Raw genomic sequence first — 19,523 nt, forward strand, 5'->3', positions numbered from 1 at the left:
CAAATACACTTACAAACCAAACATCAATCATGAAGAGATTATCCTCGAATCTGACCGTTCTGGTCGCACTTTGTCTTTTTTCAACAAGTATTTTTGCTCAGGGAACGCGTTTGTTACGACAACCTACCATGAGCGATTCAAACATTGCCTTCACTTATGGTGGCGATATCTGGATCACCGACCTGAATGGTCAAAATCTAAAAAGAATTACCAGTACACCAGCCATCGAGAGTGAGCCTCAGTTTTCTCCTGATGGTAATTGGATAGCGTTTTCATCCAACCGTTCGGGTAACACAGCGGTATATATCGTCTCTAAAGAAGGCGGTACGCCTAAACGACTTACATGGCAACCTTCAGCAGCCATCGTTAGAGGCTGGACCCCTGATGGAAAGCGCATTCTCTATGCATCGTCAAGAGAAACAGCCCCTTCAGGCTACAACCGACTTTGGACTGTTCCTGTAGAAGGCGGTCCTTCTACCATGCTCAGTCACCAATGGGGCTTTGATGGATCCTTTTCATCAAACGCCCGACAAATTGCTGTTGATAAAATGAGCCGATGGGATGTGGAATGGAGAGCCTATAGAGGCGGACAAAACACACCTTTAATCATACTCAACCTAAGGGATCAGAGTGAAACACTTATTCCTAATGAAGAACGCACTACTGACATTCACCCCCTATGGATGGGTAATAAAGTCTATTTCCTATCTGATCGTGACTGGAATATGAATGTTTGGTCTTATGATGTAAGATCTAAAGCACTCAGTCAAGTAACACAGTTCACTGGCACAGATGTAAAGTCACTCAATAAGGGTGCTAATGGCCAGTTGATCATAGAACAAAACGGTTACCTACATACCGTAGACCCTTCGAATGGTAATACCACGCAATTGAACATCAACGTTATCGGTGACTTCCCTTGGGCTGAGACCAAGTGGGAAACAGTAACAAATAGAGCTTCTGCAGTATCACTATCTGCCACAGGTAAGCGTGTAGTGATGGAAGCACGCGGAGAAATCTTCACGGTTCCCACCGAATTCGGGGATGCTAGAAACATCACACAAAGCTCTGGTGCTGCAGATAGACGTCCCATTTGGTCACCAAAAGGTGATAAAATCGCCTGGTTCTCCGATATGGATGGCCAAGGCTACAGGCTCTACCTAGCTGATCAAGATGGCCTTTCAGAGCCCACTAGCTTTAGTATTGGCGAGTCAAAGTTAGGATGGGAACCTAAGTGGTCTCCTGATGGCAAGCACATTGCCTTTGTGGATGATGATGTTCGCATTCGTGTAATGAACATGGAAAATGGCAACTTACAGACCATTGGTGTCGGTGGCACTAACTTGGAAAGGGGTCGCTCCGGTTTGGCTTGGGCTCCTGACTCTAAAAAGTTAGCCTATACCAAGGCAGGTGAAAACATGTTCCGAAAGGTGATGGTATGGGACAGTCAAACCAATACTACCAGCCAATTAACAAATGACTTTGCGGACGCCTTTGCCCCATCTTGGGACAATGACAAAAAGCACTTCTACTTCTTAGCCAGTACTAATGTGGCGCTAGGTTCAGGATGGGCCAATACCAGTTCAATTACGGCTTCTCCTAGCTACTCTCCTTATGTGATTGTTTTACAAGAAGGGGTTGACTCACCATTTATCCCACGTAGTGATGAAGAAGAGGTTAAGGAGGAAAAACCTAAAAAAGAAGATAAGCCTGAAGCGAAAGGCAAGGAAGATAAAAAAGAGGAAGCCAAGGAAGATGCTGGTATCAAAATCGATTTCGAGGGTATTGATAGAAGAACAATTGCTCTTCCATTACCTTCTGGAAACTATACCACGACTGCTCCAGGGCCTGCGGGTTCCGTGTTCATAGCAGAGAGAAAGCCGGGATCATTCAGTCAAACCCTTCACAAATTCACCTTGAAAGACCGGAAGGCCAAAGACTATTTAACTGGGGTTGGAACATTCACATTGTCGGCAGATGGCAAGAAAATGCTAGCAAGAGTGAACGGTCGTTGGGCTGTTTCAGGTACTGCCGGACCTAGTGGAAAAGGTGGAAAGCCCGTTAGAGTGAGTCTCAAAATGAAACTAAATCGTGCCGAAGAATGGAAGCAGATGTTTGAAGAAGCATGGAGGTACGAAAGAGATTACTTCTATGACCCAAATATGCATGGCAGGGATTGGAATGCAGTTTACGATCGCTATGCCCCTCTAATTCCATTTGTCAAACATAGAGCGGACCTTAACTACATCTTTGACATGATGAATGGTGAGCTCTCCGTAGGGCATAGCTTCGTTGGTGGAGGCGACTACCCTTCGATTGATCGCTCGACCATGGGTATGCTTGGTGCTGACTTATCTATTAATAAAAACAGATGGAGAATTGATCGCATTTATACAACTGAAAGCTGGAACCCAGGTTTAACGAGTCCGCTGGATAGACCCGGGATCAAAGTAGCCGAGGGTAATTATCTCGTTGGCGTAAATGGCCAAGAACTCACTGCTGGGCAAGATCCATTCGAATTATTGGATGGCACTGTTGGTGAACAAACGGTTTTGCATATCAATGACAAACCAGAATTTGAGGGCGCATGGAGAGAGGTAGTTGAGCCAATTCGTAGTGAGAATGCTTTACGTCAAAGGGCTTGGGTTGAGGACAATCGAAGAAGAGTTGATGAGCTATCAAATGGTAGACTGGGCTATATCTGGGTGCCAAATACTGGCGGACCAGGCTTTGTTAATTTCAACAGATATTTCTTTGCGCAGCAGAATAAAGAAGGTGCCGTGATAGACGAACGCTTCAATGGCGGTGGTCTGCTTGATGATTACATGGTTGACTTGATGACCAGAACCGTAAGAGCTGGACTGACCAACGAGGTACCAAATGGACAAGCCATGAGGCTACCTGCCGGTATTTTGGGACCTAAAGTCCTCTTGATTAACGAACTGGCGGGATCAGGTGGAGACTTCTTCCCGTGGGTGTTCCGTCAGCAAAAGGCTGGAGCCTTGATTGGTGCCAGAACCTGGGGTGGATTAGTGAAGTCATCAACACACTACCGATTCATAGATGGCGGTTCAATGACCGCGCCTGATAATGCTGTCTTTGACCCTATCAACAATGTATTTGTGGCTGAGAACGAAGGTGTACCTGCTGATATTGAGGTAAGACAGGATGCTAAGTCTTTATCCAATGGTGGAGACCCTCAACTGGAAAGGGCGGTTCAGGAAGTTTTGAGACTTTTAGGCAATACACCTAAGGCCAAGATTACGCCACCACCTTACAATACGCCTGCTAAGAAGGGGAATTAGCAGTCAAGAATAAATAAAATAAGTCATTCCGAGGTACGAGGAATCTTTACCATTAATACAAGTACATGTATGGCGGTAAAGATCCCTCGATAAACTCGGGATAAGAAGGCTTCAGGATAAGTTTACGTTCCTCTTTTCATTCTGAGCCTGCCTCTCGGCAAACAGGTGCAGCGAAGAACCTTAACCATTAACACTGAACAGGACTTTCTTTGAGAATAGGATCCCTCATTCTTCGGGATGACTACGTTATAATGTTACAATAAAATCAATTCAGAACGTCATTCTGAGAGCAACGAAGAATCTTGACCACCCATACCGATAACCCATTTTAGAAATTCAACCAGTAGGTGAGTTTGAAAACGAGTGCCCTTGACCTGGAGTCTCCAATATTGATAAAGCCATCATCATTGGTGGCCAAGTAATTATCCGTATAGACCAAGAAGAAATCTGATACAGGAGCAAAACGCCATTGAAGCCTTGAATTGATATTCAAGTTTTCAATCTGGGTATTGTACTGCACAAAAGTGGTCCAAAAGAGTTTCTTGGTAAAGGTGAAGTCAAACCTAGGTCCTATCAGGAACAGGTTGGCATCACTATAAGGATCAGGCAGCCTGATTCTGTTATAAGCAAAGTTAATGCTGGTAAAACCGAGCGGTTGATAGCGAATGTTCAGACTACCTTCTAGGTTGATTCGCGTTCCATTAAAGTAATCACCAGACCGGGTACTTACGCTAAAATTCACAAGCTTGCGCTGATCAGAATTATAGCTCGCGATAATCAAATTATTGTGGTATCCCGTTCCGCTAGGCAAGGCCAACCCTCCCGATCCACTTGGATCAAAACCATTGAAAAGAAAAGTGTATTGCCTTCTTAAACGAGCACTAAAGCGGGCCGAACTTCTCCAGTTGATATCATAGAGAATATTCATATCCCAGTCTAGGAAGCCAAACTCATCGTTCCAAACCATATCGAAATCAAACCCTGGTCCATGGCGTTGTATCCCACCTTTTTCTGGGAAGAAAGAATAGCGCACTGTATTGGCCAACTGCTGAATGTCTCGTCTTCTTACAAAACCTACTTCGGGATTATAGTTAGCCCCAACCCTTTGCGTGAATAGTCTCCAGGACCATTTGGGCACACCATAGTTCAGTTCTAAACCAGTAGCATAAGCATCATCAGGTTGCACCTGATCTATGGATTGATGATAGAATACCTTTCCATTCCATACATTATCGGCAGAAGCATGGTTATAGTCCACACCAATCGTTCGGTTCCATTCGGAATATAAATTCGTATCAAACGAGCCAAGGTCATCAAATGTCTGCTTATTCACGACTAGAAAGGACACATTTGACCTGGCAAAGACTTTTTGCTGCAGTGACAACACAGAATAGTTGTAAGATGGAAGCGCAGCATCTCCTTCCCTGCCAGCTTGCATAGAAAGAAAACCCAGCCGCAAGTTATCATTGACTTTACCACTGAGCCTGGCGCCTGCCGGTATAGGGTTTTGAATGTTCTGACCTGTGGTTTCGTCTCGAGCCACACCAATTCTTCTTGAGAAAAATGGTCGTGTTCCCTGATTTCCATAGTTGGCGAATAAATCAGCATTCTCCAGAAAGAACTGTCTTCGCTCTGGGAAGAAGATCTCGAAGCGATCCAGATTCGTCACTTGCCGATCTACTTCCACCTGTGAGAAGTCAGGGTTAACCGTTACATCGAGGTTTAAGCCTGGAGTTACGGCATACTTTAGGTCAAAACCAGCATCGAAATTCGTTTCTGACGGATCGCCTGACTGGAAGTTCTTACTGATACCAGAGGCCACATAGGGTATGAAAGAGATATTTGAACCAGGCTTTTTCGTGGGTTCATCCCAATTCATTTTCCTCATTGTCGCAAGGTTAATGATTGAGAAATTCCTTGAAATTGGAGACCAGGTGGATCGTTCGGCATATTCGCTATCCACGCGATAGAAGTTCACATTCCATTTGGTTTGGCCTTCGGCATAACGAATCGTCTTGAGAGGAATCGCCATTTCAGCGACCCAATACCCATCTTCCTGACGTGCTTCGCCCTTCCACTTATTGTCCCAGTCAAGACTGAACCCTCCTCGCCCACTTCCACCATTGGAAATCAGCCCTTCTCTCCTTACACCAAAAGGGTTTATACCGAAAATGAAGGCGTTAGTATTGTCTTGGAATGCATCAATCAAGAAGGAAAAGGAATCGTTGGCATCGCCAAAAAAATCACGCCTGAGTGATGGTGTTATATAACCTCGGTCACCTTCAGGGTTGTACATAATTCCCAGCACATAAATGAACTGATCATCGTACAATACCTTGGCCACAGATTGAGCATAGGCCAACGAGGTATCCATTGGAAAGAACTGCTGGAAATCATAGGCAGAATCAGCATATGACCAAATCTCATCGATCTGCCCATCAATTACGATCCGCTCGTTAATCCTCTTAATCTCTATATCCTGACCATAGCTAAAGGCACCCACAAGGAAGATGAGTGCCCCGAACAATCGCTTTCGCATCCTGCAAAACTAAATCTTCTTTTCGTTCGGGACTTAAGATTTACACCAGTGGATATGATTCTTTCCTTTAGTGACCTCCTTGAGACAAATTGACACTAAATTATCGGGGCGATTAACTAACTTTCCATCAAATTCTCAAACCATGAATCGATTTTTTATTGCGGCAGCAATGATTCTAGTCTTGGTCTCTTGTAAATCAGATGATGACGGAGGCGGGATGCAGCAAGATTTATCTGGAAAGATAGTTATCCCCAATGCGACAAGAGATACGGTGCTCTTTGTAAACGCCATAGACAATGTGTCGCTCCCTATTTTCATTTCAATCCCTACATCTTCCGTCAATTTACCAGGCATGGTGGTAATGCATGGCTCAGGAGGTAATTGGAATGACTCCGACACAGACAATGATGGTATTGATGACACGATAGTCGAATGGGAATTATCAAGCCAAAACAATCAATGGAAGGCGTTATTCGACAATGAGAATGTTGTCTCAGCTTTTCCAGGCAGTTATTACCGAAGAGGAACTGTAGAAAATGCAGGAGACTGGAAGAATCCACCCCGGCAATTTCAAATCAGTGCATCCTTCGTTCGTAACTACGATGCTTATAGTACACTTGAACTACTAAGAAAACTAGTGAGAGAAGATGGTACACCAGTACTTCAGTCAGATAATGTGGCCATTCTAGGCTTTTCACATGGCGGCACGGCTGTTCAAAGCACCTTGTTCGATACAAGCGTAATACCGACTGATTGGGAGTGGTCACAATCCTATAGCGGGACAGTTTATACTAATGAGATACAAAGTCCTGCCCCGTCACCACAAGCTGGAGGCTTTGTTGCAGGCGTTATGTATTATCCTGGATCATTTCATAATAGCTATTATGGCAATCCATGCAATGGAACAAGCATCTTTCAGACCACAGTGGATTTCATGATCCATTTGGCCTCAGAAGATCCGTTGACAAGTAATTCCAATTGTATGCTGGAGACAGTATCAAACAATGGAGGTGGCATAGCGACAATACATAACTATCAGGGCGCTGACCATAGTTTCGACTCAAAGACCACTGGGATTAATGGAGATGCAAGCACATTGGCCAGACAACGTACGATGACATATTTGAAGGCCAAGCTGGGAATCAACTAGTTCTCTGCTTTAAAAAATTTGATGTAGTCAATCTCCAGTTTGAAGCTACCAGCCTCCTTAGAATCAGTGATGATACCCAACCTTATCGTATTCTTTGCATTATAAGGAGACATTCTTCTGCCGGTTTCTCTGCCCATTTGATATTGACTTAGTTCATAAAGATTAGCTTCTAATGTCATCCAAATATTATCCGTACTGGGCAATGGCATCTTATGATTAGGTCGCCAAAAACGCCTGTTCTGATCAAAAGACAACGCACAATTCAAGCCGTCAAGTCTATACTTGATTTCTACCTTGTCATATTCAGATAGGTCATAAAGTCCGTAAGGTGATCTAAATGAGGTAAAGCCTCCATTATTTTCTAATGAAACATCTCCTGAGAATGTAATGGTTGTTTCATTAAACTCTACTTTTCCACGGGAAAGCCCTCCCATGACGCCATCATTCACGATCATCCACTCTTCCCCAGTCTTACCTTCTCCAAAATCAAACACCCATGAATTTGTATTGAAGAAAAGGTTGGTAAACAATATCAAACAATAGATCATTTTTAAGAATTTGGGATGTTAACAGACTGTTCTCTCGATTGTTACGGAATTGTATGAGAATTGCATATTCCATTCTTTTTGAGGAACTTAAGTCTTCCAAATCAATCTTTACTGACATGAAGAAGCCTGTAATCCTTTTAATCTCTGGATTTTCAGTTATCATTCTTTTAAGCCTTACACTTCGTCCGGTTCCTTCCTTACCTGAAAATCAGTTGTCAATTGCCAATGGCACTGTTTCTCACATTTTTGAAGGTGGAGAAAAAGACATTGTTTTCAGATTAAAAGAGACCGATGAGATGTTCTATATCAATAGAGGGCTTGAACAGGGCCTCGAAATTGAAGCACTAAAAAAACAACTTATAGGGAATCAAATCACGTTGAAATACCCCGAATATTGGTCCCTACTTAATAATGGATCAACACATCACGTCTCCAAAGTTGAATACAACGGGGAAACGATCTTCTCGGAGCTTAGATAATCATCATCACTACCGTCCTTCTAATAAGGGTTTTTCTCGATTGAACGGTTTACCACTTGAAAGATGAGAAGAACACTTTTTTATGCCCTTTTACTTTTAGGCTCCATAAATTGGGCTTATGCTCAGAAGATACTGTACGTAGGAAATAGCCTCACCTATTCTAATGACTTACCTGAGATAGTTGAAAGGCTTGGCAAAAGCCTCAATAAGAAAATTGAAACACAGTGCATCTGCTTTCCAAATTATGGACTAGAGGATCACTGGAATGATGGGTTAATCCAGGCTAGCGTCAGCAAGGGTGAATTCGATTATGTGATCTTTCAACAAGGTCCGTCTTCACAAGCCTATGGCAGGACTTCATTGATAGATTTTGGCGGCAGAATTTCCAAATTGTCAATTAAGCATGAAGCAAAACCCGCGTATTTCATGGTTTGGCCATCCGTTCAGTATTATCAAACATTCGATGGTGTAATAAAGAATCACACGGATGCTGCCCAATTGAATAAGGCCCTTTTAATAAAGGGAGGAGAAATTTGGCGTTCTTTCCGAGAGTCCTACGATACGATCGAATTATACCAAAGAGACCAATTCCATCCCTCTATGACCGGAAGCTTTTTGATGGCACTGACACATATCAAATACCTCTTCCCCACTTCAGATTTGAGTTTATTAAAACATCGAAAATTCAGAGAATGGATTCCCGATAAGGAGTCATTTGATTTAATGATACAAACTGTAACCGCGTACTAGGACAGTTACGCAGTCTACTTATTAGAAACTATCTGAAGCTCTATAAGCTTTGATCAAAGCCTTCTCCCCTTCAATTCCCTTAATGGAGTTGCCGTGCTCCATTCCTAAAACATCGCGATAACCCTTATCATAAATGTATTTAAAAACATTTCGATAGTTTATCTCACCAGTAGTCGGTTCTTTTCTACCCGGATTATCCCCTATTTGAAAATAAGCGATCTCATCCCAAGAAGCCTCAATGTTTGGAAGAAGGTTTCCCTCTGTAATTTGCTGGTGATAGATATCGTATAGAATCTTGCATGATGGACTATCGACCGCCTTACAAATTTCATACGCTTGTGATGCCTTAGTTAGAAATAACCCTGGATGATCTCTGGGATTGAGGGGTTCTAATACCATAACCAACCCATGAGGCTCTAGAATATCACATGCCTGTTTCAAAGTTTCTACCACATTAGCAGTTTGATACCCCATATCTTTTCTAAGGTCAAGATGGCCCGGCACAACTGTCATCCACTTTGCGTTTACCCGTTTAGCTACTTCCACAGACTCTCTGATCTCCTTAAGAAACTCCGCCCTCCATTGACTCCTGCCACTTGCAAGATTAGGTTCATTCCAATAAATAGTATGCGCTACAAAGACACCCATGGTCAGGCCGTGCTTCTCCATCCTATTGGCAATTGCCATCTGGTCTTCCAAAGAGCGCTTTTTCATGTCATTGTCTTCAAGAGATCTGAATCCCTGCTCGGCAATGAAGTCTAACTCATTCAAGAAACCATTCGGTGCTGAATTCCTAAACATGCCAAAATGGGGAGCATAGTTCAATTGGAATTCCTCTCTACCAGAAAACTTCATTAAGCTTTCAATACCCAACAAGAAACCACTTGACGCTAAGGCACTGGATTGGATAAAATCTCTTCTTCTCATAAATGCAATTTGGAAGTAATCAATATACAAAATATCGTGAGCTGATTATATTTAGAAACAGAAACCCTGCTGTATGTACACTAAAAAGAAATATTCTAAGCGAGATATGATGCGTTGGACAAAACGAGAAACTCGTTTCTTCCTCATATTCGCCTTAATCATTACTTCCTTATATGAATTATTGGGCTTACAATGGATGCAACTACCCTGGACACCCATAGCCCTCGTTGGTACAGCTGTAGCATTCTTAATAGGTTTTCAGAACAACGCAGCCTATGGCCGAATCTGGGAGGCCAGAATGATCTGGGGTGGTATAGTTAACAATAGCAGGACGTGGACCATGATGGTTAGAGATATGATTAACAATGACCATGCGGTTGAACCGCGGTCAAAAGAATCTCTGAATGAAGAGCGTACCAAATTGGTTCATAGGCAAATCGCCTGGATGAGTGCCCTTAGATATGCACTTAGACAAGGTAAGCCTTGGGAAACGGTATCTAAATCAAAGTCTCACAAGGAATGGACAGAAATGTTGAACCTTCCTGAAACGAATGTACCTCTGGAAGAAGAGTTATCGAGGTTACTCTCAAAGGAAGATTTGGAGTATGTAATGTCCAAGAAGAATAAAGCCAATGCCGTATTGACGTTACAGTCAAAACACATTCGCGAATTAAAAGAAAGTGGCCATATATGGGAATTCTCGTTCTTAGAATTAGAGGGCGTACTGAAGGAGTTCTTCACTTTACAAGGTAAATCTGAGAGAATCAAAAACTTTCCTTATCCACGGCAGTATGCCACGCTTACCTATGACTTTGTCAACCTGTTCATCTTTCTATTACCGCTAGGTGTGGTACCGGAGTTTTCAGAAATAGGCACCAAGTTAGTAGCCAATGGCCATGAAATCGGCACCTATTTTGTCTGGTTATCTGTCCCGTTCTCAGCACTTGTTTCATGGATTTTTAACACGATGCAACGGATAGGTACTGCTGGTGAAAACCCATTTGAAGGAACATCGAATGATGTACCTATTACCACCATGTCAAGAGGGATTGAAATTGACATGAGGGAAATGATGGATGAGGACAAAGAGGATATTCCTGAACCTTACCAGCCTATTTATGACATACAGATGTAACATTTTATCATGACCTTATTTAGAAAGTCAAAAATGAGCACACTAAAAAGTAATCGATTTGGAAGATATCTCACTTATGTTATCGGGGAAATAACTTTGGTAGTTGTAGGTATTCTAATCGCGCTCTCAATCAACAATTTTAGCGAAAGAAGAAAACAAGAAGGTAGGCTAAGAAACATTTTCTTAACCTTTCAGAAGGACATCGAAAATGACATAGCAGATATCGACAGGGTTGTTAAATACTACAGCGGCAATCAGGAGGCCTTTGAGCAAATCATGAATGGCTCCATGAACAAGGCACAATTCAAAGAGTGCCGAGACTGCACCTTTTTAATCACGGGACACAACTCTTTCAACATTGAAATTCGTGGCTATGAAGCATTAAAAAGCTTCAATTCTGCATATGACGAAGATTCTCTGGTCAATCAAATCGTTCAGTCTATGACAGCTTCTATAGAGAACATTAACGACATCGATGAACTCATTCGAGAAAGCATTACAAAGGACCTTGAATCCTGGAGAGATCAGCATGATTGGTTTTCTGATTTTGCACAAGAGATTGTGTCAGACGACTACATGGAATTTGCCACTACCGACCAGACCTATAGAAATCAGGCGAGTTGGAGGTATATATTGATCTATGGAAACTATATGAGACAAGTCGATACTTTTAGAGAACAACTTGTCGGTTTTCGAGAAGCCATTAATGAAAGGCTCGAGAACTAAGGAGTTATCTCATTTGCAAAGGCTGGATCGAATAGCTCATTGAGATAACCTTCACGAGTAGTCTCACTGTAACCATCATTGCACTGCCCCAGACCACTTCTCATTATCGATAAACACCGACCAGTGACATCCATTGCTTCTCTATGATCGCGATACAAAACGCAATGACCAAGTTCATGCATCACAATCAACTCACGCTGTATAAAGCTCAAGGTATTCCAAAACGTAGCGTCCAATATGATCTGATTAGGCGCTGAGCCATGAAAGTTACACCCACCTGCCACATTTACACCATCGATATTACCGATACGCCCTGTCAATCCGCTCGCTCTTAGATCTACAGACACACCTCTAGCCTCAGCTTCTTGCTGAAATACATCAAAGAAGTACCACAATCGCCTATCAACCCCTTCATATCCCTCAGGGTCAACAGCCTCATCGCTAGAGCTGCAGGCAACAAAGGCCAACACTGAAAGAATTGAGAAACATTTCAGAAGCTTATGCATAGTTATGGAGCAATTTTTAAATCAACTTATCTATATAACTCAAAAACTGGTATTTAGTATCAGATAACTCCGTGCAAATTCCAAACAATGATCCCGTAGACGACAAATCGAATGATTCTGAAAGAGGCAAACATCAGGTACTTCTTCTGTGGATAGGCTAATGTGCCTGTTAACATGCTTACGAGAGCAAAAGGTAATGGCGTCAATGCGGAAACGATAATGAGTCCGCTGCCATACTGTTCGTAACGTTGTTGATACTTTTTGAACCTAAGTCTCTTTTTGACAAAATTCATAAAGAACTCCTTTTCTCCCAGTTTTAAACCAATGCGGTAATTCAACCACCCCGCAAATAAGGATACCATAGTCATTGTGGTCACAGCTGTGGCATAATAGTGCCAAGGGTCATCGCTAGACCAAATCATAAAAAGTTCAGGGGGAAGTATGCCTACAAAAAACTCAGAAATAAGAAAAATGAAGAACATTAGATAATAGCTATCCGAAACGGCATGCTCTATCATATCATACTGACTCTTAAAAGTACTCTTGAAAACTATGATCAAGCCAATAAGCACCAAGAGGTAGATGAAACCCTTGATTAGATTTTGGGAAAAATAGTTGTAGAAGTCCTTATTCTTGTGAGCCATTTAGAACGGTTGATCTGATTAAAGTAATTGAAAAAACTTTAATCGCATCAATATTTCAGGCCAGATTTTGAGACTCTTTGAATTTATCAATGATCTCTTTAAAGAAGGTCGGGTTTGTAAATTTGTCGATGATCTCAATTTGGGGAAACTCCTCAAATTGTTTGCGTAGCTCATTGCTCATCTGACCGCTATATACATAGATCCAAGTACCATCGTTGGTCAGCTTTTCAAAGTACTTAGTAATCAAATCAGAGCCCTTCATATCAGGCATCATCTGATCCGTTATCATAATATCAAACTGCTCAGCATCCAGTTTGGCACTTGCTGTTTTACCATCAACGGCCTCAGATACCTTGACATCATCATACATAAACTCAATGAAATCCTTGAGCGTATCTCTTACAGCAAAGTCGTCTTCAACAATTAATAAACTAATCATACCCTTTTAATCTGAACAAACACGCTAGTACCCTCGCCACCTCTCGAAGTAATCGAAAGCTCATGCCCCAGGCGTTGTGCTAATTCTTTTGCAAGATAAAAACCCATCCCAGTTATTTCCTGATTCTCATCAATTTTAGCTTGCTCGGTGCCCATTTTCGCCAGTTGTTCCTCTGACATGCCTATACCAAAATCTCTTACTTCAATGGTTACTGCTTCACGAGTTCCTTCCAGGTGAATTTCTACTGGCTTATCAACACTTTTCGTATACTTTTCGGCATTGCCTACCACTGTATTTAAGATGTATTTGAGCGTCAGCTTATCAGTGGGATATTGCTTCAAGTCTAGATCAACAGAGGCATTGGCATATAACTGCAAGCTCCAATTGTCCGAGATAAAGCACTTAATGTCATCAAACGACAATTGATCATTCGACTTTTGATCCAAGGACATGAAATAGATAAAGTCATGCAGCATGCGTTTTATGGTCTCAACTGCATTCAGTGATAAGCCAACTATCTTGTCTTTGACCTTCTCAAATTTCTCAGGCCTCTCACTAGACATCTTGAGCATCTCCATATTCATTTGGAGAGAGGCAATAGGCATTTTGATTTCATGGGAAATAAGAGAAAGCATCGTTTGCCGATTCTTTTGATACCCCATCTCAGCCTGTGTTAATTCAGCATTATTAACCTGATATACTAGAGATGCTAAGATGGCTAGATTACTTAGAATCAGAATGATGACCATAGAGGACACTCGCAAGGTAAAATCCACATCCACCCAATCTAGATGTTCAAAAATCTCCATGAATGACCATAGATATATCAATGCGAAAGCTCCTACAATATGTGGTGGCGCAAAACCGTCTCTTACCTTTGCAACAACAATGAGATAAAAGAACAAGAGATTAAACGCAATGAGAACAATGTGCGAGTAGAAATATACTTCGCTAACGTAAATCGGAGGTAAGACTAAAGAGGATAATAAGAAAGCTCCTATAGTTCCAAATACAAACCACTTCATCCATGGCTTAGTCTGGCGATCATAAAAATTAAACACAAACAAACCGCCCGCCAAAGCAGCCAAATAGGCGGTTAGACTCTCTACTCTTAATGCTAAATAGAAATCATAATTGGGGAAAATGATGTGTAATGGATAAGTATCTGAGCCCAGAATATGATAGAGAATGGCTAATGAGAACATTCCAAAGAACGATACCTGATTCAATAACTGACGAAATACTATGGAAAAGAAAATCACTATTAATCCGCAGATAAAAAGCCCTCCCGCCACAAATACACTAAAGCTGAGTCTTCTGTTAAACTTTCTTTCAAGCATCGAAAGATCCCCAATTTCAATATTATAGAAAAAGCCAGATTTATGATGATCGAAATTGGCCACTTGGATGACTATCTCTAGGTAATTGCTGTCTACTGATGCAAGAGAGACAATCTTAGGAACCCGCTGAGGAGAGTAGTCCTCTCTAGTCTTGGCTACCTGCCCTGAAGAGTGGAGCAGATCTCCATTGACATAAAGGTTATATGCCGAAAAGAAATGTGGTATTTCCAAGCCCCAGTCAGAACTACTGGAAGGTAGTCGTACTTTTTTTATATACGTACCAAAACCTGTTCTTGGTAAGGTTGCCCCATTTAATTCAAGATCGGGCCATTGGTGAGGCACATTTGCGATAATCGGAATTGATTCTGCAGATGACGGATCTTCAATTAATTCAGACCAGTAAAAGTCCCATGCTCCATCAATCGCTATCGGCTTTTCGAAAGATGCTGAGCGCAAGTCAAGGACATTAGATTCCTGACCAAGCGCTGGAAAAGCACCCAGAAAGCATATGGTGGCAAAGACGATTAAAGTTAATCTGAGCAACTCAGTAGATTTATCGGAAACATACAGTAGTTGTGCATTGAGAATGCTATTGATTGACAATAAATATCTCTTCCTGTCTACCATCTATATACCAAACTCCTGAGCGGTCAAAATAGGCCTCTTCCTCAAGCATAATTCTAATTTCCTTATCCCACTCCTTGATATAAGTCGCAGCATTCAATTCAATTGAATAGGCAGTATTCAGGTGCAAGGGGTAGTCTCCCGTAACTGGCACCCCTCCTTGAGAATCCCACATGCCCAAAGTAGTTCCAGCAGCATGACCATGATAACCTATAGGGTGGGTATAAATTGATGGTTTGATTCCCTCTGATATGGCTTGTTCACGGCTGAGTTTTAATACTTCGTTTCCTGTTCTACCCTCTTTAAAGTTATTGGTGAAAATGTCCTGTAACCTATTTCCCACTTTTAGTGCATCTTTCAAAAACTGTGGTACATCTTTCTCTTCCGGTTTTAGCACATACGCCAGTTCTTGCATATCGGTATTCAATCTCAAATACGTTATTCCAAAGTCACAATGCAGTAAGTCCCCCGGGAGAATCACATTCTTATCGGGTCTTTTGCTAAATGTCCTTAGGTGTTCAAAACTCTCTGGGTCTGCTCTTTGAACATCTACTGTTGGATGAAACCAGGTCACTAATTTCAATTCCCTGACTTTTTCTCTCATCCACCAAACCACATCTTCCGTGGTTGTGACTCCAGGTGTAATTACTTTATCAGAAAAAGCCTCCTTGATTATATCATGAGAAATTCGAGCAATATGTGGATAGATTGCCATTTCGGCTTTGGTTCGAGTTTCAAGCCAACCGATGGCTACTTTTTCGGCCGAAACGATCTTATTTTGATTGGATTTACTAAGTGCTCCTTGAAACTCCTCGAAATCAGTAGCAACGATGCCGTCTGCCAAACCAAAATACGCTGATTTATTAATGCCGATCTTCTTCGGTTTCCGTTCTTCAATGATTTCAGATAGTCTGGCCCATTGATCAGGTTGTTCTTCTTTATTCCAAGCACTTTTAAAAACAGAACCCACATCATATCGTGCCACGGCTAAAGTCTCAATCGGTTCGTTTCCTCCTTTATCAAAAAAGACCAGAATGGTTCGCCTTCTTGCAGCCAGCCATTCTGCTGGCAAAAGCGTCTTAATTACAGGATCTTCGTTATACTCTCTGGAAATAACGACCCACATATCAATGCCTTCTCGCCTCATTATCGCAGGGAGGTAGTTTTGCACTTTGTCTTCCAGTAACTCATTGATTACGCTAGCCCTCTCCTTCATTGAGAGTATTTCTGGACCTGAGTTTTGAGCAAAAGAAATGGTGTAGATAGTCAGCAGGCAGAACGCCAGTAATAGTCTTTTCATGTCGAAGGTTTGATCCTTCAAAATAGGTAAAACACCCTTAACATCAAATGCTCAATACTAAAGCTTTGAACAAAAATTGAATTGCAAACGAATGCCTGAGCCATCGACTTCAGTGCCATTAGTGAGAAGTAGAAAATCATTTCTTATTTTAAGCCAATGAAGAAACCTCACACCCCTCTTCTACTTAGGCTAACATCCGGCAAAGTACCACCATTAATCGTTGCACTGCTGGTGCCGATTCCTAGTATTATTACCTTGACGATCGTCTTTAAAGCAGACAATATTGCTTTGTCTTGGAACAACTACGAGAACATTTCCTCCTTTTACGTCTTATCTTTCGGATACCTGGTGTACATCTCTCACCTGATAAACAACAGCCACAAAAAGCAGTTTAATCAGCTTTTGGGATATGCAGAGCTCAATGAAGAAGAAAGAACGAGGTGGTCTTCAGGCTTCAATCATCACAGAAGTCTCTGGGTCGAAACCTTAATTGCCGCCATGGTAGGTTTAGGACACGCATATTTTGGCCTTATAAGAACTATTTTGGAAGGTGAGGCAAGGTTCGAATACCTCAACTGGTGGAGGGTAGTTCACCTCGTTATGCTTTGGATTGTGATCACCCAGTCGATTTCCATTTACACCAGGAACATGACCATCATGAATCAACTTTCTCAAAAGATCAAAGTTGATTTGCTCAACCTACAACGGTTTATGCCTCTGACCAGTGCAGGTATTATTAGCATGCTCGCATTTACAGGTGTTTATGCCATCTTGTTCATTTTTGCTTTCAGTATTAATGACCTTACCACCAACCCCGCCATGCTTGTATTGGTGCCGACTATAATTATTATGATTCAGCGACCCTTAAAGGGCATAAGAAAGCGCATTGTCGAAGCCAAAGAGAAAGAAATTCGTCTGATAGAAGCCGCAATTGAGGGCGACAATGAGGCTCTTAAAAGATCTCGGATTGGAAATAACCTTAAGAACATCAACGTAATTGACCTGATTAGCTATAAGAAGACTATTGAAAATACCTTGGAAATACCTGTCAACATTCCAACAGCCTCTCGTTTTGTATTTTTTCTGATCATTCCACTACTGACCTGGATCGCAGCCTCGGTGGTTGACAAAGTCATTGACTTTCTAATCAAGTAATAACAAACGTTTGCAGCTCTCTTAAGCCCAATCAGACGTTGTTTAGCTTCTGGTATTCTCAAGAATTCCTTAGTTTCAAATTCATTCAGACGCGCAAAATGAAAAACTCAAGTAAGATTCTCATCATCCTAATGCTCTTATCACAGGTAGCCTTCGGTCAGAAGTTGCCAGAATTAAAGGTAGAGCCACCTTTTTGGTATGCCAACATGCCTACCGAAAAGCTGCAAATCTCCCTTTATGGTGAAGATATTTCTTCATGGCGTGCAAGTGTAGATGTACCGGGTATCACCTTAGTCAATCAAGTAACGGGCGATAGTCCCAACTACCTCTTCCTAAACCTTGAATTAGGGCCGGATGTAACCGCTGGTAAATTTGATCTGACCCTTAAAAAGAAGAAGAAGGAACGGCCTGTTCAGTTTGAGTTAAAAGAAAGACCATCACCTGATGGCCGAAACCAGGGCTTTACCAGTGAGGATGTGATTTACTTGCTCATGCCTGATCGCTTTGCGAATGGCAACCCTGATAATGACACCATCGAAGGCATGCTGGAACCCGCCAGAAGAGATGACCCAAGCGGTCGTCACGGTGGAGATATTCAGGGAGTCTTAGAACAGTTAGACTACATTAAGGAACTTGGAATGACTGCCGTATGGTTGACCCCTGTTTTTGAAAATGATCAGACACCTGAATACAAAGCTTATCATGGTTATGCAGCTACTGATATGTATAAAATTGATAGGCGATTTGGTAGTAATGAAGAATTTGTAGCATTTGTTGATGCTTGCCATGCTAAAGGACTGAAAGTCATCATGGATATGATTCACAATCATATCGGTGATCAGCACTGGTGGATGAAGGATTTGCCGTTTAAAAACTGGGTACATGACCAAAGTGTGTATGGCAACACAAGTTACCGCAGTCCCGTAGCATCCGATCCCTATGCCTCAAAACATGACAAAGACCGACTGATCAAAGGCTGGTTCGTAGATGAAATGCCGGACCTTGACCAAAGGAATGAAACATTGGCCGATTACATGATCCAGAATACATTGTGGTGGATCGAATATAGCGGCATTGACGGTATTAGAATGGATACTTATGTCTATCCTTATAAGGAATATATGGCCCGTTGGGCGAAAGAAGTGATCGAGGCCTACCCCGATTTCAATATTGTAGGTGAGTCTTGGGTCGAGACGGTAGCCCATGAATCATACTGGCAAGAAGATAGAGAAGGTGAAAATGATGGATACAACTCCTTTCTTCCAAGCGTAACTGACTTTCAGATCCATTTTGCCGTAAGAGATGGTTTCAACTCCAATTTTGGCTGGGAAAGTGGTCTCATGAAACTCTACTACGCGCTTTCACAGGATAGACTCTACTCTGACCCTATGAAGAACGTGATCTTCTTAGATAATCATGACATTGGAAGAATCTATTCCACGCTTGGGGAGAAACCTGAGCATTTAAAGATGGCATACACCTTTCTTTTGACCACAAGAGGTATACCTCAGGTCTATTACGGTACTGAATTGGCTTTTAAACAAGGTAATCAAGGCGGAGATGCAGGTAAAAGAGCAGAAATGCCAGGCGGTTGGGAAGGTGATGAAAGGTCTGTTTTTACTGCATCAGGAAGAACATCAGAGGAAAACGACATGTTCAACTATGTCAAGAAAATCACGAATTGGAGAAAGAACAGCGAAGCGATCCACCATGGAAAGCTGTTACATTTTGTGCCAGAGAACAACAGCTATGTTTTTTTCAGGTACACCGATAATGAGCGAGTAATGGTGATCATGAATATGAATGATACTCCCATTACCATATCTCGTCAAAAGCACATTGAGATGTTGAGAGGTTATTCGGAAGGACATAATGCGATAACTGACGAAAAAGTCGATATTAGCAAGGACTTCACAGTGGCTGGCAAGACTACCACTGTATTAACCTTAAAGTAAA

Annotated in this window: 16 protein-coding genes; 8 read left to right on the top strand and 8 right to left on the bottom strand. The window is 41.9% G+C overall.

Features of this window, described 5'->3' with window-relative positions; translation table 11 throughout:
• Positions 1-29 precede the first annotated feature (29 nt).
• Positions 30-3,305, top strand: coding sequence for a S41 family peptidase (locus tag BFP97_RS04805; RefSeq protein ID WP_069841323.1), 3,276 nt, complete (start codon positions 30-32; stop codon positions 3,303-3,305).
• A 328-nt stretch (positions 3,306-3,633) separates the two neighbouring features.
• Here the strand turns inward: BFP97_RS04805 and BFP97_RS04810 are convergent, their stop codons facing one another.
• Positions 3,634-5,844 carry a DUF5916 domain-containing protein gene (locus BFP97_RS04810; RefSeq protein ID WP_069841324.1) on the bottom strand — a complete coding sequence of 737 codons (2,211 nt, stop codon included), beginning with the start codon at positions 5,842-5,844 and terminating at the stop codon, positions 3,634-3,636.
• Positions 5,845-5,986: 142 nt separating this feature from the next.
• Between BFP97_RS04810 and BFP97_RS04815 the strand changes: the two genes are divergently transcribed.
• Entirely contained in the window at positions 5,987-6,994 is a 1,008-nt protein-coding gene (locus BFP97_RS04815) for a dienelactone hydrolase family protein (RefSeq protein ID WP_069841325.1), read from the top strand.
• On the opposite strand, the gene BFP97_RS04820 is transcribed toward BFP97_RS04815, so the two are convergent.
• Entirely contained in the window at positions 6,991-7,542 is a 552-nt protein-coding gene (locus BFP97_RS04820; RefSeq protein WP_069841326.1) for a CIA30 family protein, read from the bottom strand. The genes BFP97_RS04815 and BFP97_RS04820 overlap by 4 nt on opposite strands.
• 116 nt (positions 7,543-7,658) lie before the next feature.
• On the opposite strand from BFP97_RS04820, the gene BFP97_RS04825 reads away from it, so the two are divergent.
• Together BFP97_RS04825 and BFP97_RS04830 are read left to right on the top strand one after the other, a co-directional pair.
• Positions 7,659-8,021, top strand: coding sequence for a hypothetical protein (locus BFP97_RS04825; protein WP_139135186.1), 363 nt, complete (start codon positions 7,659-7,661; stop codon positions 8,019-8,021).
• A gap of 63 nt (positions 8,022-8,084) precedes the next feature.
• Entirely contained in the window at positions 8,085-8,771 is a 687-nt protein-coding gene (locus BFP97_RS04830; RefSeq protein ID WP_069841328.1) for a hypothetical protein, read from the top strand.
• Between the two features lie 21 nt (positions 8,772-8,792).
• Here the strand turns inward: BFP97_RS04830 and BFP97_RS04835 are convergent, their stop codons facing one another.
• A complete protein-coding gene (locus tag BFP97_RS04835; protein ID WP_069841329.1) occupies positions 8,793-9,698 on the bottom strand; it encodes a hydroxypyruvate isomerase family protein in 906 nt (301 codons plus the stop codon).
• A gap of 73 nt (positions 9,699-9,771) precedes the next feature.
• Between BFP97_RS04835 and BFP97_RS04840 the strand changes: the two genes are divergently transcribed.
• Together BFP97_RS04840 and BFP97_RS04845 are read left to right on the top strand one after the other, a co-directional pair.
• The gene (locus tag BFP97_RS04840) at positions 9,772-10,833 is read left to right on the top strand and encodes a bestrophin family protein (RefSeq protein ID WP_069841330.1); all 1,062 of its coding nucleotides are present in this window, start codon (positions 9,772-9,774) and stop codon (positions 10,831-10,833) included.
• Between the two features lie 33 nt (positions 10,834-10,866).
• Positions 10,867-11,559 (top strand): DUF6090 family protein, encoded by a 693-nt coding sequence (locus BFP97_RS04845; RefSeq protein ID WP_139135187.1) that lies wholly within the window; start codon positions 10,867-10,869, stop codon positions 11,557-11,559.
• Here the strand turns inward: BFP97_RS04845 and BFP97_RS04850 are convergent.
• Genes BFP97_RS04850 through BFP97_RS04870 form a run of 5 tightly spaced genes read right to left on the bottom strand, consistent with a single transcriptional unit; the run spans position 11,556 to position 16,412 of the window.
• Positions 11,556-12,065 (bottom strand): hypothetical protein, encoded by a 510-nt coding sequence (locus BFP97_RS04850; protein ID WP_069841332.1) that lies wholly within the window; start codon positions 12,063-12,065, stop codon positions 11,556-11,558. The genes BFP97_RS04845 and BFP97_RS04850 overlap by 4 nt on opposite strands.
• Positions 12,066-12,124: 59 nt before the next feature.
• A complete protein-coding gene (locus BFP97_RS04855) occupies positions 12,125-12,709 on the bottom strand; it encodes a YqaA family protein (RefSeq protein WP_069841333.1) in 585 nt (194 codons plus the stop codon).
• A 55-nt stretch (positions 12,710-12,764) separates the two neighbouring features.
• Entirely contained in the window at positions 12,765-13,148 is a 384-nt protein-coding gene (locus tag BFP97_RS04860) for a response regulator transcription factor (protein ID WP_069841334.1), read from the bottom strand.
• Positions 13,145-15,031, bottom strand: a complete 1,887-nt coding sequence (locus BFP97_RS04865; protein ID WP_170827401.1) for a sensor histidine kinase — start codon at positions 15,029-15,031, stop codon at positions 13,145-13,147. Before BFP97_RS04865 ends, BFP97_RS04860 begins: the two co-directional genes overlap by 4 nt.
• 46 nt (positions 15,032-15,077) lie before the next feature.
• Positions 15,078-16,412 carry a M24 family metallopeptidase gene (locus BFP97_RS04870; RefSeq protein ID WP_069844203.1) on the bottom strand — a complete coding sequence of 445 codons (1,335 nt, stop codon included), beginning with the start codon at positions 16,410-16,412 and terminating at the stop codon, positions 15,078-15,080.
• 156 nt (positions 16,413-16,568) lie between these two features.
• On the opposite strand from BFP97_RS04870, the gene BFP97_RS04875 reads away from it, so the two are divergent.
• Both BFP97_RS04875 and BFP97_RS04880 read left to right on the top strand, forming a co-directional pair.
• Positions 16,569-17,567: a hypothetical protein gene (locus BFP97_RS04875; RefSeq protein ID WP_069841336.1), complete on the top strand. Its 999-nt coding sequence runs from the start codon at positions 16,569-16,571 to the stop codon at positions 17,565-17,567.
• Positions 17,568-17,665: 98 nt separating this feature from the next.
• Positions 17,666-19,522: a glycoside hydrolase family 13 protein gene (locus BFP97_RS04880; RefSeq protein ID WP_069841337.1), complete on the top strand. Its 1,857-nt coding sequence runs from the start codon at positions 17,666-17,668 to the stop codon at positions 19,520-19,522.
• The last annotated feature ends 1 nt before the right edge of the window (position 19,523 follow it).

The sequence above is a fragment of the Roseivirga sp. 4D4 genome, from assembly GCF_001747095.1.
Classification (GTDB): Bacteria; Bacteroidota; Bacteroidia; order Cytophagales; family Cyclobacteriaceae; genus Roseivirga.

What these genes read in the sequence shown, in the direction of transcription:
- BFP97_RS04805 (WP_069841323.1), top strand. Translation starts at nt 30, where the DNA reads ATGAAGAGATTATCCTCGAATCTGACCGTTCTGGTCGCACTTTGTCTT.
- BFP97_RS04810 (WP_069841324.1), bottom strand. Translation starts at nt 5,844, where the DNA reads ATGCGAAAGCGATTGTTCGGGGCACTCATCTTCCTTGTGGGTGCCTTT.
- BFP97_RS04815 (WP_069841325.1), top strand. Translation starts at nt 5,987, where the DNA reads ATGAATCGATTTTTTATTGCGGCAGCAATGATTCTAGTCTTGGTCTCT.
- BFP97_RS04820 (WP_069841326.1), bottom strand. Translation starts at nt 7,542, where the DNA reads ATGATCTATTGTTTGATATTGTTTACCAACCTTTTCTTCAATACAAAT.
- BFP97_RS04825 (WP_139135186.1), top strand. Translation starts at nt 7,659, where the DNA reads ATGAAGAAGCCTGTAATCCTTTTAATCTCTGGATTTTCAGTTATCATT.
- BFP97_RS04830 (WP_069841328.1), top strand. Translation starts at nt 8,085, where the DNA reads ATGAGAAGAACACTTTTTTATGCCCTTTTACTTTTAGGCTCCATAAAT.
- BFP97_RS04835 (WP_069841329.1), bottom strand. Translation starts at nt 9,698, where the DNA reads ATGAGAAGAAGAGATTTTATCCAATCCAGTGCCTTAGCGTCAAGTGGT.
- BFP97_RS04840 (WP_069841330.1), top strand. Translation starts at nt 9,772, where the DNA reads ATGTACACTAAAAAGAAATATTCTAAGCGAGATATGATGCGTTGGACA.
- BFP97_RS04845 (WP_139135187.1), top strand. Translation starts at nt 10,867, where the DNA reads ATGAGCACACTAAAAAGTAATCGATTTGGAAGATATCTCACTTATGTT.
- BFP97_RS04850 (WP_069841332.1), bottom strand. Translation starts at nt 12,065, where the DNA reads ATGCATAAGCTTCTGAAATGTTTCTCAATTCTTTCAGTGTTGGCCTTT.
- BFP97_RS04855 (WP_069841333.1), bottom strand. Translation starts at nt 12,709, where the DNA reads ATGGCTCACAAGAATAAGGACTTCTACAACTATTTTTCCCAAAATCTA.
- BFP97_RS04860 (WP_069841334.1), bottom strand. Translation starts at nt 13,148, where the DNA reads ATGATTAGTTTATTAATTGTTGAAGACGACTTTGCTGTAAGAGATACG.
- BFP97_RS04870 (WP_069844203.1), bottom strand. Translation starts at nt 16,412, where the DNA reads ATGAAAAGACTATTACTGGCGTTCTGCCTGCTGACTATCTACACCATT.
- BFP97_RS04875 (WP_069841336.1), top strand. Translation starts at nt 16,569, where the DNA reads ATGAAGAAACCTCACACCCCTCTTCTACTTAGGCTAACATCCGGCAAA.
- BFP97_RS04880 (WP_069841337.1), top strand. Translation starts at nt 17,666, where the DNA reads ATGAAAAACTCAAGTAAGATTCTCATCATCCTAATGCTCTTATCACAG.